The sequence below is a fragment of the Maribacter algicola genome (assembly GCF_003933245.1).
Taxonomy (GTDB): domain Bacteria; phylum Bacteroidota; class Bacteroidia; order Flavobacteriales; family Flavobacteriaceae; genus Maribacter; species Maribacter algicola.
In genome coordinates this window covers 1,352,325-1,367,855 of sequence record NZ_QUSX01000001.1, presented here as the reverse complement: position 1 = coordinate 1,367,855, position 15,531 = coordinate 1,352,325, and the positions used below count along the sequence as shown (strand labels likewise).

Genomic DNA, 15,531 nt, shown 5'->3' with positions numbered 1-15,531 from the left:
CAAAATATTACTGTATTTTTTTTACAAACAGGATATTCCCCTTTGTTTTTGGCCCAATATTGGCTATTTATTTAAGCGGACCTTCTTAAAATGTCCATACAAATTAGATTATATTTGCAATTGCTTTTTAAACGGGGGGTTCCCAAAGTTTAAATAGGTTTATTTTTTCAACCTTTGCTATGAAATGAGCCATGTTCAATCTTGACACTTGCCTAGATGACTTTTGGCGAATTGCATCTGACCCTATAAAATATTGATCTACAGATGAAAAACATTCGAAACTTCTGCATTATTGCCCATATTGACCACGGTAAAAGTACCTTGGCAGACCGCCTTTTGGACTTTACGGGTTCCGTTACCGAAAGGGAGAAAAAGGAACAGTTGTTGGACAATATGGATCTGGAGCGGGAGCGGGGTATTACCATAAAGAGCCATGCCATTCAAATGGACTATGTCTACAACGGTGAAAAGTACGTCCTGAACCTCATAGACACACCTGGTCACGTAGATTTTTCCTATGAAGTTTCGCGTTCCATAGCGGCCTGTGAAGGTGCGCTTTTGGTTGTGGACGCCGCCCAAAGCATACAGGCACAAACCATATCCAATCTATACCTAGCCCTGGAAAACGATCTTGAAATCATTCCGGTCCTTAACAAGGTAGACCTGCCCAGCGCCAACCCAGAGGAGGTGACGGACGATATCGTAGACCTACTGGGGTGCGATGCAGAAGATGTGATTCCGGCCAGTGCCAAAACAGGCATTGGGATAAACGAGATATTAAAGGCGATCATCGAAAGGATTCCCGCACCAAAAGGAAACCCAGACGAGCCTCTTCAGGCCCTGGTATTCGATTCGGTCTACAATCCGTTTCGTGGGGTGGAAACTTATTTTAGGGTCCTTAATGGGACCATACGAAAAAATCAGAAGATAAAATTCGTGGCCACTGGCAAAAGTTATGATGCCGATGAAATTGGAACCTTAAAACTTACCCAACATCCAAAACAAATGATAAGTGCGGGTGATGTGGGGTATTTGATTACAGGCATAAAGGATGCCCGGGAGGTAAAGGTGGGAGACACCATTACCGATGCCGCCGTACCTACCAAAAATGCCATTGCAGGGTTTGAGGACGTAAAGCCCATGGTATTTGCGGGAATTTATCCTGTGGATACGGAAGACTTTGAGGAGTTACGGTCTTCCATGGAAAAACTACAATTGAACGATGCCTCCCTAGTATTTACCCCAGAAAGCAGTGCTGCATTGGGTTTTGGTTTTAGATGTGGTTTCTTGGGAATGCTCCATATGGAAATCATTCAAGAACGCCTTGAGCGCGAGTTTGATATGACTGTCATCACCACGGTGCCCAACGTTAGTTACCATGCCTATACCCGTAAGGACCCTGAGACCCCTATCATCGTAAACAACCCCAGTGACCTCCCTGACCCTTCCACCGTAGATAGGGTTGAGGAGCCCTATATAAAGGCCACCATCATCACAAAAGCTGATTTTGTGGGGAATGTGATGTCCCTCTGTATTGAAAAAAGAGGGCAGATAACCAACCAGACATATTTGACGACCGAGAGGGTGGAGCTGAACTTCGATATGCCCTTGGCGGAAATCGTGTTCGATTTCTATGACAGGCTAAAGACGGTTTCCAAAGGATATGCCTCCTTTGATTATGCCCCTATAGGGATGCGGGCGTCAAAATTGGTTCGCGTGGATATTTTGTTGAACGCACAACCTGTGGACGCCTTGTCCGCTTTGATCCATTTTGACAATGCGGCCAATATTGGAAAAAAAATGTGTGAAAAGCTCAAGGAACTAATACCACGACAGCAATTTGACATTCCTATCCAAGCCGCAATTGGTTCCAAGATTATTTCAAGGGAAACAATCAAGGCCTTGCGTAAGGACGTAACCGCTAAATGTTATGGCGGGGACATTTCCAGAAAGAGAAAATTATTGGAAAAACAGAAAAAAGGTAAAAAACGGATGCGTCAAGTAGGGAATGTGGAGATACCCCAACAAGCGTTCATGGCCGTATTGAAACTGAACGATTAAGGTTCAAATTACTTAGTGGGTGCCATTGTTGCCTCTGCGTTTTGTTTTTCCTCTTCTATAGGAAGCGCTTTCCCCAGGTAAACCAACATAGAGCCTTCCTCAATATCTGTAAAATCCTTACTGAACGAGGAAATTATTTTAATATCGCCATCCGGTGTTTTTAGGAACAGAGGAATTATATCGGCATCGGCCTTGGTTATTTCGATAAGGCCTTCATAATGTTCGGTGTCCTTAAGTTCAATCTCACGGATCGTTGGGTTCCTTCTAGCCGTTTCGGTAAGCTTTATAAAATCGTCCGTATGGGAGAACAATCCTTCCTTTGGGTTGTTTTCCGGGTCATTCATTTCTTCCGAATCAACTAAGCGGAAGGATCCATTTTCACCAAAATCCCCCTTGAACTTGTCAATGGCATATTTGTTAATGTCCGAGTTTCCTGTCAAGGCCATAAGGTAGCCCACATCGTTAAGTTCAATGTAATCCCCTAATGAATCAGAATAAATATTGGCCGCAAACGCTTCTAAACCTGCTTTACGTGCCTTTGACACGTTGGTTTCATTGTTGTCCACTAAAACAACATGCCTGTTGTTCTCCTGCAGGTATCCGGCGATAAGCCTAGAGACCTTGGATGCGCCAATGATCAATATACCTTCGGACTTTTTTAGGAAAACACCAACCAATTTGGCAAATAGCCTTGCCGTAGTTGCATTCAATAGTACTGTTCCCAATACAATCATGAACACCAATGGCGTAATGTATTCAGCTCCAGGTTCCCCCTTGACCAACAGTTTAGAACCAAATAACGATGCTATCCCGGCCGCTACGATACCCCTAGGGCCTACCCAACTGATAAAAAGTTTTTCATTGAGCTTCAAATTGGAGCCCATAGCGCTCAGGAATACTCCCAAAGGCCTAATCAGGAATACAATGGTAGCGAACAAAATTACGGTCTTCCAATTATAGATAAGTTCCAGATCCGAAATGTTTATGTTGGCGGCCAAAAGAATAAAAAGGATAGAAATCAAAAGGACACTAAGCGATTCCTTGAAGTAAAGAAGTTCCTTGATGTTGGGCAAATCAATATTCCCCATAACCATGCCCATGACCACAACCGCCAACAGTCCGGATTCGTGCGCGAATAGATCGGATTCCACAAAAACCAACAGCACCACGGAAAGGGAAACCACATTCAGAAGGTAATGTGGAATAAAATTCTTTTTTATAGCAAAGGCCAAACCATGTGCAAAGGTAAAACCAAAAGTAAAACCAAAGAGCAAGATCTTCCCAAACTCCACCAAGGCGGTCAATGTATATGCCTGACCCTCACCTACGCTTATAAATTCAAAGACCAATACGGCTGCCAAGGCACCAATGGGGTCTATCAAGATACCTTCCCATTTCAGAACGGCAGAAATATCTTTTTTTAGGGGAATATTTCTTAGAATAGGAGTAATTACGGTAGGGCCTGTCACAATAATCAAAGCCGCAAAAAGAAAGGATACTTGCCAACTCAGGTCAAAAATAAAATGCGCCGCCAGCGCCCCTACAAAAAAGGTAACCAAACTTCCCAAAGTAATAAGCTTTGTGATAACGGGACCTGTATTTCGAATTTCAGACCGCTTAAGCGTCAAGCCTCCTTCGAACAATATGATACTAATGGCAAGGGACACAAAATAATACAGTCCCTCACCAGGAAACAACCCCTTTTCTCCGTTCCAAATAGGTTCTATAAGCTTTGAGCCATCCTGCGTATACAATGTGGATATAGGCCCAACTATTAAACCGATCAAAATTAAGGGAAGAATAGCGGGCAGTTTAAAACGCCATGCCACCCACTGCGCAATGATCCCAAGAATAATAATACCGGCAAGCTCTAGCATGGAATACTTTTTTGCTAAAAATAAGAATTAAACGGGAGTTGTGAACACAATGATGGCCGAATACCACTTTAGGCGCTGTTTTTTAAAACAATCCCTTAATTCACCTCTTTTTGGTGTAGTTGTTTAAATAACAGTCATGTGTCCTTTTAATGGATATAATAAAGATGTAATTTTTTACTTACATTTTTTGAATGAAAATGCCAAAATTGAAAAAGCTTTTATATTTTTGCACAGATGCTCCCAAGCTGATACAATTCATTCAGACCATTCCAAAATCTTACAATTGACTACTTAAACTTCATAAATTGAATTTGTGGAAATAACTGGATAATAAACCAAAAACCTTGGTTGTATACAATGTTGATGCGCAGAACATTCTATAACTTAAAATCTCGCACTCCACAGTTCGTTGGGGTTTTGGTATTTTTATTGGTTTTTGGCCTTGTGGTTTTTATCACGTATCAAAGGTACTTAATCTTAAAAAGTTCTGAAGAAAATGAGTTGAGAAGGCAAGCTGCACGTGTAGAAAGCCAGATGAAAAAAGTATTGGAGCAAGGATTCTCAAGTACTAAAAACTTAGGCTTCTTAGTTGAGAACTATGGCGTTCCAGAAGATTTTTCAAAAATATCTAGGTTGATACTTAGCACACATAATAATGTAGATGCCCTCGAGCTTGTGGATAGTACAGGGGTTATTACACATGTATTCCCCAAAGATGGAAATGAGGTTTTGGGGTTTAATATTTTAAAAGATTCCATTGGAAGAGATGGTGCCTTAATCACTAAAAATAAAGGAGAGTACTATGTCACTGGACCAATTAAGTTAAAACAAGGAGGGTCTGGCTTTGTTTGCCGCACCCCCATTTATTACAAAAACCAATTTGCCGGTTTTGCTGCGGCCGTAATTAAACTAGAATCTTTGTTGTCCGAAATTTCCTTGGACTCTAAGGAAAATAATCCATTCTCATATCAACTATACAAAACAAATACGGACGGGTCTGAAAAATTGTTCTTTTCTACTGAAAAAGCCTTCCCTAAGAATGTCTTGAAACACTCGATAAGTGATTACAATGGTGAATGGAAATTGTATGTGATTTCAGATAAAAATCTAGCTCTGTACGGGTTTTATGTATTAGGTGGAATAGGATTGATTCTGGCTATAGTTGCTAGCTCCTTTACCGTTTTTTTACTTAAACGACCAAACATCCTACGTGAAAGGGTCAATGAAAAAACCTATTTATTAAAAGAAAATGAACAAAAATTAAGGGCCTATATAGAAGAGGCCTCAGATGGTATATTTTTGGCAGACTTTCAGGGAAATCTTTTGGAGGCTAACATAAAAGGTGTGGAATTGTTTGGTTATCCAAAAAATGAGTTGTTACAAAAAAATCTCAAAGATTTAGCAACAAAAGGCGATTTAAAAAAGGTACCCTTACGGTTTGCCGAAATAAATACTGGGCAATCTGTTCTTACCGAACGAAAACTCAGAAAAAAGGACGGCTCTTGCTTTTATGGAGAAGTTAGTGCAAAAAAATTGAACGATGGTACCATTCTTGGCATCGTTAGGGACGTGACGGTCAGAAAAAAACTAGAACATGACGCAAGTGAAAATCTTAGAAAATTTCAGAAAGCCTTTAATAGCCAGACCATAGGCATGGCAATATTTGATGAAAACCTAAGGTTTTTCGATGCCAATCAGTACTTTTTGGATTTGTTAGGGTTTGATTTTAACAATGTAAAAGGAAAAACGTTTGAAGAATTAGATGTAATAATCGATGTGGAATCAAAGCGGGAGGAAGCTCTTGAGTCCCTAAATGCTAGCGGAAAAATATTGTCCATGGAGGTTATAGCCCAACCAAATGGGAAAGGAGAAATTTATTTTACGGCTTCCGCGGAAACATACGAAATTGAAAACAAAAAGTATATACTTGCCACATATTTGGATAGGACCGAAGAGAAAAAGGCCCAGAAAAAAATCTTTGATAGTGAAAAAAAATACCGCGAGTTGACGGAGCGGATATCAGATGCGTTCATATCCATGGACAACCATTGGAACCTAACCTATATCAATGCAAAGGCACAACAATTAATACAAAGGAACAAAGACGAGCTTATAGGTAAAAATTTTTGGAAGACCTTTTCCAATCTTATAGGGTCTAACATACAGAGCAAACTTGAAGGCGCCCTAAAAAAGCAAGAGTATGTCTATTTGGAACAATTTCATTCCAGAAATAATATTTGGACCGAAAGCCATGTGTACCCATCACCTGAAGGCCTAACGGTTTATTTTAGAGACATTACAGAACGAAAAATTTCTGAGGAGGAAAACCAAAAACTCTTAGCTGTAATTGAAAATAGTCCTGGATTTATTGGATTGACAGGTCTTGATGGACAGTGTATTTATCTCAATGAATCCGGTAGGGAACTTGTAGGACTCTCCTTGGAAGACAGGATAGGTGACTATAACATTTTAGATTTTTTTCCAGAGAACTCAAGACAGATCATCAAAGAGGAGTACCTGCCCATGATTTTTAAAAATGGAGCCTGGAGCGGCGAAGGTTATCTAAGAAGCTTTAAAGAGAATAGAAATATTCCCGCGGCACTTTCCGCCTTTCTAATAAACGACAAAACCAACAATAAGCCAATAGGAATTGGTTCAGTGGCCTTCGATCTCACGGAACAAAAGAAAACCCAAAAGGAAGTCCTTGATCTCCAATACAAAATGGACGCTGCCATACGTATAGGAAAAATTGGTTATTGGAACTGGAACCTTGAAACGGGTATCATCGATTGGTCCGATCGGATGTACGAAATTTATGATGTTACGCCCGGAAGAAAGATCGATGTTGCATTTACAAAAACATTGGTTCATCCAGATGACCTTGAGATGCACGATGCCATCATTGAAAAAAAAGTTTCCGAAAGGGACAACAGCTCCTTTTCCTACAGGATACTCCATAGAGATAAATCCATAAAACATGTAAAGGTCCAAATGGAAGTGACGACAGATGATAGTGGCAATGTTATAGCTTCTCAAGGAACTGCGGTAGATATAACCGAAGCCAAGGAATTCGAGAAAAAACTTGAAAAACAAAATGCCGAACTTATAAAGACCAATTCAGTATTGGATAGCTTCGTTTATAGTGCATCACATGAACTAAGATCTCCTTTGGCATCCCTTCTTGGCTTGGTGGATATCATGAAAAGGGAAGAGCGGCATGATGTGGACCTGCTCAATCTAAAGATGATGGAAAACTCAATTACGCGTCTAGATGAATTCATTGCAGATATCATTGAATACTCAAGAAATAATCATGTAGCAGTTGTGCCAGAAGAAATAAATTTTAGTACCTTAATAGAGAAGTCTTTTGCAGATTTATGGTATTTAAAAAGTGCCCAAGACATTAAGGTTCATAAAAAAATAGAGGAGAAAACGGTTTTTTACTCGGACAAAAGAAGGGTTGTGGTCTTGTTGAACAATTTTATTTCCAATGCAATAAAGTATCAGGACAAGGAAAAGACATCTCCCTCAATTTGGATTGATATAAAAACAGACAGAAAAGAAGCGGTCATAAAGATAGAGGACAATGGAATGGGAATAGCAATGGAAAGCCAGGAAAAAATATATAATATGTTTTATAGGGCCTCTTCTAATGTAACAGGGTCTGGAATTGGCCTGTTCATTGTAAAGGAAATATTGGAAAAACTCAACGGAACTGTAACCTTGGACTCAACCCTGAAGAAAGGGTCTGTTTTTACTTTAAGGCTTCCTAATCTTTATTCCGGTGACTAAATACGATTATTATGAAAATACTTTTAATAGATGATTCGGAAATTGATAATTATATCAATAAGGCTATCATTTCAAAATCCGATTTAGTGTCTGAAGTCGTCACAAAAACCTCAGGCAAAGAAGCCTTGGAGTATCTCATAGAATTACAGGACAACGTTGATTTGGTTCCGGGAATTATTTTTTTGGATATTCGTATGCCAGGCATGGATGGATATGAATTTATAGAGCACTTTAAAAAATTGCCAGATGCATTGAAGGGAAAATGCCGGGTTTTTGTTTTAAGCTCTTCCACAAATCCAACGGACATTGCCCGTTCAGAAAGTTATGAAGAAATAGAAAAACATTTGGCCAAACCATTGGCGCACCATTCGATAGAAGAATTAATACGACCCTAGCCATGGGGTGTTTCTTAAGTGCGTTCCGCAACGTCTAATCATGTGTGAATCCTTTTTCCAAGCTGTGTCTAGCCGTTAAATTCTCATAAACTACCTGTTTTTCCTATTCTTTTTAATTAATTTTCCGCATTTATACCATTACCCTAAAGATTAATGGATTTATATCCTATTGAGACAGGAAATTTTAAGCTGGACGGTGGCGCCATGTTTGGGGTCGTGCCAAAAACGCTTTGGCATAGAACAAACCCGGCAGACCAAAACAATTTAATCGATATCGCAGCTAGAAGTTTGTTGGTCCATGATGGTGACAGACTTATTCTAGTGGATGCGGGACTTGGCAATAAACAATCCGATAAATTTTTTGGCCATTACCAACGTTGGGGCAATTTTTCGTTGGAAACTTCCCTAAAAAAAATAGGGATGTCCAAAGAGGATATTACAGATGTCTTTCTTACCCATCTTCACTTTGACCATTGTGGGGGTTGCATCCAATGGAACAAGGATAGGACAGGATATGAGCCTGCATTTAAAAATGCCAGTTTTTGGACCAACAAAAACCATTGGGAATGGGCTACCAATCCCAATGCCAGGGAGAAGGCATCCTTTTTGTCGGAAAATTTATTACCTATGGAGGAAAGTGGCCAATTGGACTTTGTAGATTTTTCAAATGATTCACTATATAAGAACACTTCTGAACTAGGGTTTGGCATCTATTTTGTAGACGGACATACAGAAAAACAAATGTTGCCTACGATTACCTTTAAAGGAGAAACGCTCGTTTTTGTTGCAGACTTAATACCAACGGTAGGCCATATTCCATTGCCTTATGTTATGGGCTACGATACAAGGCCTTTGTTGACTCTTTCGGAAAAAGAAAAGTTCCTAAATGAGGCTGCGGAAAAAAACTATTTTCTTTTCTTTGAACACGATGCACACAATCAGCTCTGTACACTCAAAAAAACCGATAAGGGGGTTCGGTTGGACCAGACCTATACTTTCGATGAAATTTTCAACTAAAATTCACAATTAATTTAATAACAAATGATACGTACAATCACTAAATCGTTCTTGGTATTTTCTTTCTTCACACTAGTTGGTTGTGGTGGCACAGGAGGTCTGATATTGACTCCTGTCGAAAATATTGATGCCGTTCCCTTGAAGGTTTCGGACCTTACCGAAGCAGAAAAGAAAAACTGGGGGCATTTGGACCTTGCTTCGGACACAATTCCAGGCATGAGCGTAGACAAAGCTTATGACGAAATCATAAAGAACAAGAAAGGAAAAAAAATTATCGTAGCAGTTCTGGATTCCGGAATCGATTTGGGCCATGAAGATTTGGATGGGGTCATATGGACCAATACCGATGAAAAACCTGGCAACAACAAGGATGACGACAACAATGGTTATGTGGACGATATCCATGGATATAACTTCTTAGGGGAGTCCTATAATGAGCAGCTTGAGTATGTTCGAATGTTGCGATTGAACATTGGTGACCAAGCCACCTTAGCAAAGGCAAAGGCAAAACTGGACGAGGAATATGCCTCTGCACTACAGAATAAGGAACGGTATGAACAGATTCTACAGGCAGTAAAGAGTGCGGACGCGGAAGTGAAGGCATTTTTGGGCAAGGAAGCCTACACAAAAGAGGATGTATCCGGTATGGAGGCAAGTACGGAGGCAATGCAAAGAAACAAGTCCATACTTCTTCAAATGTACAGCTTTAAGGACTCCATTCCAGAGGTAATCGAAGAATTGGGAGATGGCATCACCTATTTTACGGAGCAACTGAACTATAATCTCAACAAGGATTTTAACGGCAGGGAAGTTGTGGGTGACGACCCCTATGATTACAATGACACGGATTATGGAAATGGAAATCCCAACAATCGTGTAGACGATGAAAGCCATGGTACCCATGTTGCAGGAATCATTGCAGCTGAAAGAAACAATGGGCTTGGTGCGAACGGTGTTGCCAATAATGTGGAAATAATGAGCATCAGGGCCGTTCCCAATGGGGACGAATATGACAAGGACATAGCTCGCGGTATTCGCTATGCAGTGGATAACGGTGCCAAAATCATTAATGGAAGCTTTGGAAAATCCTTCTCCCCCAATGCGCAGTGGGTTTATGACGCCATTAAATATGCCTCGGATAACGATGTATTGTTCGTACATGCCGCAGGAAACGATGGTGCCGATCTTGATAATCCCGCCAATCCAAATTATCCCAACGATCAAATAAACAATGGGGTGGAGTTTGCGGACAATGTGATTACGGTAGGCGCCTTGGACCCTAAATATGGTTCAGAACTTCTGGCCTCTTACTCAAATTATGGAAAAATCAATGTGGATGTCTTCGCTCCCGGAACGGATATTTATTCTACCTATCCAAACAACGAATATGAGTTTTCCCCCGGCACCTCCATGGCTGCACCAGCGGTTTCGGGTGTGGCGGCCCTGATCTGGTCGCAATACCCCAACTTGAGTGCGAAACAAGTAAAGAAAATTATATTGAATTCGGGCTTACCCGTAAAGACCAAAGTCATCTTGGGAGGAGACAATGCCAAAAATGCCAATTTAAGTGAAATATCTACCTCGGGTAAAATGGTCAACGCCTATAATGCCCTGATCATGGCTAGTAAGGTAAGTAATGGTCAACTACAACTATAATATTGAATAATAATAAAATGAAGAAATTACTTTTAGCCGTTTTATTGATTGGGTTTTTGAGTATATCGTTTGCCCAGAACCAGACCAATTATTGGCAGCAACATGTGGACTATACCATGGATGTAAACATGGATGTAGAAAGTTTCGAATATACGGGAACCCAAAAACTCGTGTATACGAACAATTCCCCAGATGCATTGAGCCGTGTCTATTACCATTTGTATTTCAATGCGTTCCAGCCGGGTAGCGAAATGGACATAAGGCTCCAAAACATCCAAGATCCGGATAGAAGAATGATAACGGAGGACAAAAAAAGTAGGATTGCAGGTCTCTCGGAAAGTGAGATAGGCTATTTACACGTAGAATCCCTGACCCAAGATGGGGCAAAAGTAAGCTTCCAGGAAGAAGGTACCGTACTGGTCGTGGACTTGGCAAAGCCGATTCCCTCCGGAGGTAAAACAACCTTTGAAATGACCTTTAAAGGTCAGGTTCCCGTTCAGATCAGAAGGTCGGGACGCAATAATGCCGATGGAGTAGCCCTTTCCATGAGCCAGTGGTATCCAAAAATGGCCGAATATGATTTTGAAGGATGGCATGCGGATCCCTATATCGCCAGAGAGTTCCACGGTGTATGGGGCGATTTCGATGTGAAACTTACCCTGGATAAGGACTATATTGTTGGTGGAACCGGTTATCTGCAAAATCCGCAGGAAATTGGTCACGGTTACGAAGCTCCGGGAACATCGGTCAAGAAACAAAAGGGAAAGACTTTAACATGGCACTTTAAGGCGCCCATGGTCCATGATTTTATGTGGGCGGCAGATCCTGAGTATGTGCATGACACATTACAAATGGAAAATGGCCCAACACTTCATTTTTTATATAAAAACGACCCGAAGTTCATGGAAACATGGAAAGCGGTACAGCCCATGACCGAAAAGGCAATGAACTTCTTTAACAGGAATGTCGGCGAATACCCCTATGAGCAATATTCTGTCATCCAAGGTGGGGATGGAGGTATGGAATATGCCATGGCTACGTTGATTACTGGTGGCGATAAACCCGGAAGTGTCATTGGCACCATGATCCATGAATTGGCCCATTCCTGGTTTCAACATGTGTTGGCCACCAATGAGGCTAAACATGAATGGATGGATGAAGGGTTTACTTCCTTTATATCGGCATTATGTAGTAATGAGATCAGGGAGCAAAACAAGGAAAATCCCTTTGAAAACTCCTATAAAAGCTATTATAATTTGGCCCTTTCAGGGAAGGAACAGCCCATGAGCACGCATGCCGATAGGTATGATCTTAATTTCGCTTATGGGATATCGGCCTATAGCAAAGGGGCCGTTTTTCTTGCCCAGTTGGGGTACGTAATGGGTCAGGATAAGTTAATGGAAACACTCCGGAAATATTATGAGGATTTCAAGTTCAAGCATCCGGTGCCCAATGACATCAAAAGAACCGCAGAGAAGATATCTGGAATGGAGTTGGATTGGTATTTAACAGATTGGACACAGACCACCAACACGATAGATTACGGTATAAAGTCCGTAGAACCAGAAGGTGAAGGCACTAAAATCACCATGGAAAGAATTGGCTTGATGCCAATGCCTATCGACATATTATTGGTCTATAACGACGGTAGCCGTGAAACATACTACGCTCCCTTGCGAATGATGCGCGGTGAAAAGGAAAATCCGTATCCGCAAATTGAAAGAACCGTGTTGCCAGATTGGCCTTGGGCATATTCCAACTATGACTTTACGATAAACAGGCCTATTTCGGACATTCAGGCGGTCGTGATAGACCCATCCCAGTTAATGGCCGATATAAACGTCGAAAACAATGTTTGGCAACCCGAAGAATAACACTCGGTTAAAAAAATGGACACTTCCTTCGGTAAAAAAGAAAAATTAAAAAGCCAAAAAACAATTGGCCAGCTTTTTACCGAAGGAAAAAGTCTCACCATATTCCCTTTAAAGCTGATATATCTCCGAACCGAACAACAAGAGGTATGCATAAAGGCCGCAGTGACCGTTCCCAAAAAAAACTTTAAAAGGGCCGTTCATCGAAATAAAATAAAAAGGCTGTTACGGGAGTCCTATAGATTGAACAAAGGCCTGGCTTTTAACAATACGCAAGGAAACTTTGCGTTTTTATTTTTATACCTTGGAAAGGATATGCCGGCTTTTGAGGACGTAGCGTCTAAAATGAAGCTGCTTTTGGAAAAATTTAATGCCCGGATCCATGAAAAAACTAATGCGTAAAAGAATTATTTTTCCCGTTCTGGCCCTTGCTTTTCTAGTGGTTGGAAGTAGTTTTAAAAGTGATTTTTTTGAAATAGCGAAGCAAATAGAAATTTTCACTACGCTTTTCAAGGAGCTCAATATGAACTATGTGGACGAGACCAATCCTGCGGAACTAATGGACACGGCCATAAAAAACATGTTGGAGGACCTAGATCCCTACACCAAATTTTTAAACGAACAGGACGTAGAATCGTACCGAATAAACAATGCAGGGGAATACTCCGGTATTGGTGCACTGGTACGTACCTACAAGGATAGACTGTTGATTGTTGAGCCGCATCAAGGTTATCCTGCGGATAAGGCCGGTTTAAAGGCCGGGGACCAGATTATTCAAATTGGGGATATCAAGGTGGCCGATTTTGAGGACAACGCAAGCGAGCTTCTTAAAGGTTCTGAAGGGTCCACAGTAGATATCATTTACAAACGACAAGGGAAATTAAACAGCACCACCATAGAGCGTGGTGGAATTGAAGTAGATGCCGTACCATTCTACAAAATGATAGACGACAAAACCGGTTATATAGTTTTGTCAAAATTCAATGCCAAGGCCACGGACCAAACAAAAAGTGCCTTGCTCGACCTCAAAGGAAAAGGAGCCGAAAAAATAGTGTTGGACTTACGTGACAATCCGGGAGGTTTGCTGTCCGAGGCAATCAACATAACCAACTTGTTCGTTCCAAAAGGGGAATTAGTGGTTACCACAAAATCCAAAGTAAAGAAATTCAACAGGGAATACCGTACAAGCAACCAACCTGTAGATACTGAAATTCCCCTGGTAGTACTGGTGAACGGCAGTAGTGCTTCTGCCAGCGAAATTGTTTCAGGTAGCTTGCAGGATTTGGATCGCGCGGTAATCATGGGCGCCCGGAGTTTTGGAAAGGGGTTGGTTCAGAGGCCTTTAAAGCTGACCTACGGAACGCAGTTAAAAGTGACCATTTCCAGATATTATACGGCATCCGGACGTTGTATCCAAGCCTTGGATTACTGGAACCGTGACGAAAATGGCAATGCCATAAGAAATACCCAATTCAATGATTTCACGACCCGGAACGGAAGAAAGGTTCAAGACGGCGGGGGCGTATTGCCCGATATTGAAATCGCCGCAGTCAAAACGAACGATTTAACCATGGCATTACTGCAAAACAATGTCATTTTCGACTATGCTACGGATTATTACTTTAGCAACAAAGTAGCCGATGTAGGCGATTTTCAGTTTACGAATTCGGACTTCAATAGCTTTAAGACCTTTGTAAGGGAAAGTGATTTTTCCTTTGAGACCAAGGCAGAAAAAGCAATTACCGAAGCCCTTTCCGGTCCGGAAAACGATTTCCTAGGTCAGGAAGTAAAGGATAGTTACAAGACCTTGTTGGCAAATATTCAAAAGGGCAAGATTAATGCCCTAGACAAGTATCAAAAAGAAATCCAGAAAAATTTAGAGGACGAAATTATCAAGCGCTATTTTTATCGTGATGGGCTATATCAATACTACCTGTCGCATGACGATGCTATTCTGGCCGCAGCTGAGCTTTTGGACAACACTTCAAAATACGACAGTATCCTAGGAAATAGGTAATTAACGGAATTCACAACCATTTGGGTCCGGCTCAATATAATACGGCTTATAGTTGACAGCCTTTGGATCCATGCAACCTTTTAGGTTCTTTATTTTTATGTTTCTAAAGTCGATTGGCTGACCTTCACTTTGTAAAGCTATAAAACCTTCCTTCAAGGGAGTCCCCGGGTTAAAAATATTAGAATCATAACCATTGACGACCCCTCCCCCCATTTGAGGTTTTGAGTATTCCAAAACGGTTTTGCCATTGATGATATGCTTAACCAAGGAATCTCCAAAGACGATAAGCTCCGCTTTTATCCATTGGTCGCCAAAATAGGTTTTTGAAATCGAATTGACACAATGGTTGGGGTCTAAAATTCCTTTATAAAAGATATCTGTTCCGGGGGAGCACATATTCCCTGTAGGCCGTTCTTTTCCTTTCTCAACGCCGGCCAAGAATTGCATTTCTACAGATATAGGCCAATCTTGTTCTTTAAGAATGGTTCTGGGGTCTTGGGAATGAAACATCACTCCACTATTTAAAAGAGTATAGTCAGGAGCCCCGGGGAAAAGTTCACCCACAAATCGATATTCCAAAGATAAATGAAAATAGGAATACGGTTGGTCATAATATAGATGTCCAAAGCGATCGTTGAACAAACCTTCATACTGGTCGTATCTGACCTTTATGATGCCATCCTCTGCCCTAAAAGTGTCCCCGTAATTGTCAAATACCTCGTAATGATGGATTTTGGTGGTCCAACCTTTCAAATCCTTTCCGTTAAAAAGTGTTGCCCATCCTTCATCAATTGTTTTTTGGGATATGGCGCTGGAATATATAGCCAATAAAAGTGGCAAAATCA

Annotated in this window: 10 protein-coding genes; 8 read left to right on the top strand and 2 right to left on the bottom strand. The window is 41.0% G+C overall.

The window, feature by feature from the left end:
- Window positions 1-264 precede the first annotated feature (264 nt).
- Window positions 265-2,061, top strand: coding sequence for a translation elongation factor 4 (gene lepA, locus DZC72_RS05705; RefSeq protein WP_125221895.1), 1,797 nt, complete (start codon window positions 265-267; stop codon window positions 2,059-2,061).
- Between the two features lie 8 nt (window positions 2,062-2,069).
- On the opposite strand, the gene DZC72_RS05700 is transcribed toward lepA, so the two are convergent.
- A complete protein-coding gene (locus DZC72_RS05700; protein ID WP_125221894.1) occupies window positions 2,070-3,938 on the bottom strand; it encodes a cation:proton antiporter in 1,869 nt (622 codons plus the stop codon).
- 363 nt (window positions 3,939-4,301) lie between these two features.
- Between DZC72_RS05700 and DZC72_RS05695 the strand changes: the two genes are divergently transcribed.
- The 7 genes from DZC72_RS05695 (at window position 4,302) to DZC72_RS05665 (ending at window position 14,686) form a co-directional block, all read left to right on the top strand.
- Window positions 4,302-7,730 carry a PAS domain S-box protein gene (locus DZC72_RS05695; protein WP_165869278.1) on the top strand — a complete coding sequence of 1,143 codons (3,429 nt, stop codon included), beginning with the start codon at window positions 4,302-4,304 and terminating at the stop codon, window positions 7,728-7,730.
- A gap of 11 nt (window positions 7,731-7,741) precedes the next feature.
- The gene (locus DZC72_RS05690; protein ID WP_125221892.1) at window positions 7,742-8,125 is read left to right on the top strand and encodes a response regulator; all 384 of its coding nucleotides are present in this window, start codon (window positions 7,742-7,744) and stop codon (window positions 8,123-8,125) included.
- Between the two features lie 153 nt (window positions 8,126-8,278).
- A complete protein-coding gene (locus DZC72_RS05685) occupies window positions 8,279-9,142 on the top strand; it encodes an MBL fold metallo-hydrolase (protein WP_125221891.1) in 864 nt (287 codons plus the stop codon).
- A 24-nt stretch (window positions 9,143-9,166) separates the two neighbouring features.
- Window positions 9,167-10,798, top strand: coding sequence for a S8 family peptidase (locus DZC72_RS05680; RefSeq protein ID WP_125221890.1), 1,632 nt, complete (start codon window positions 9,167-9,169; stop codon window positions 10,796-10,798).
- 17 nt (window positions 10,799-10,815) lie between these two features.
- Window positions 10,816-12,672, top strand: coding sequence for a M1 family metallopeptidase (locus tag DZC72_RS05675; RefSeq protein WP_125221889.1), 1,857 nt, complete (start codon window positions 10,816-10,818; stop codon window positions 12,670-12,672).
- A 15-nt stretch (window positions 12,673-12,687) separates the two neighbouring features.
- Window positions 12,688-13,071 (top strand): ribonuclease P protein component, encoded by a 384-nt coding sequence (gene rnpA, locus DZC72_RS05670; RefSeq protein ID WP_125221888.1) that lies wholly within the window; start codon window positions 12,688-12,690, stop codon window positions 13,069-13,071.
- The gene (locus DZC72_RS05665; RefSeq protein ID WP_125221887.1) at window positions 13,052-14,686 is read left to right on the top strand and encodes a S41 family peptidase; all 1,635 of its coding nucleotides are present in this window, start codon (window positions 13,052-13,054) and stop codon (window positions 14,684-14,686) included. The genes rnpA and DZC72_RS05665 overlap by 20 nt, the downstream gene beginning before the upstream one ends.
- Here DZC72_RS05665 and DZC72_RS05660 read toward each other — a convergent pair whose 3' ends face one another.
- The gene (locus DZC72_RS05660; RefSeq protein ID WP_243641655.1) at window positions 14,687-15,526 is read right to left on the bottom strand and encodes a 3-keto-disaccharide hydrolase; all 840 of its coding nucleotides are present in this window, start codon (window positions 15,524-15,526) and stop codon (window positions 14,687-14,689) included. It abuts the gene before it with no gap.
- Between the last annotated feature and the right edge of the window lie 5 nt (window positions 15,527-15,531).

Bases quoted from the DNA above. Each gene is read 5' to 3' on its own strand.
- DZC72_RS05680 (WP_125221890.1), top strand. From the start codon at position 9,167: ATGATACGTACAATCACTAAATCGTTCTTGGTATTTTCTTTCTTCACA.
- DZC72_RS05665 (WP_125221887.1), top strand. From the start codon at position 13,052: ATGAAAAAACTAATGCGTAAAAGAATTATTTTTCCCGTTCTGGCCCTT.
- DZC72_RS05690 (WP_125221892.1), top strand. From the start codon at position 7,742: ATGAAAATACTTTTAATAGATGATTCGGAAATTGATAATTATATCAAT.
- rnpA (WP_125221888.1), top strand. From the start codon at position 12,688: ATGGACACTTCCTTCGGTAAAAAAGAAAAATTAAAAAGCCAAAAAACA.
- DZC72_RS05695 (WP_165869278.1), top strand. From the start codon at position 4,302: ATGCGCAGAACATTCTATAACTTAAAATCTCGCACTCCACAGTTCGTT.
- DZC72_RS05675 (WP_125221889.1), top strand. From the start codon at position 10,816: ATGAAGAAATTACTTTTAGCCGTTTTATTGATTGGGTTTTTGAGTATA.
- DZC72_RS05685 (WP_125221891.1), top strand. From the start codon at position 8,279: ATGGATTTATATCCTATTGAGACAGGAAATTTTAAGCTGGACGGTGGC.
- DZC72_RS05700 (WP_125221894.1), bottom strand. From the start codon at position 3,938: ATGCTAGAGCTTGCCGGTATTATTATTCTTGGGATCATTGCGCAGTGG.
- lepA (WP_125221895.1), top strand. From the start codon at position 265: ATGAAAAACATTCGAAACTTCTGCATTATTGCCCATATTGACCACGGT.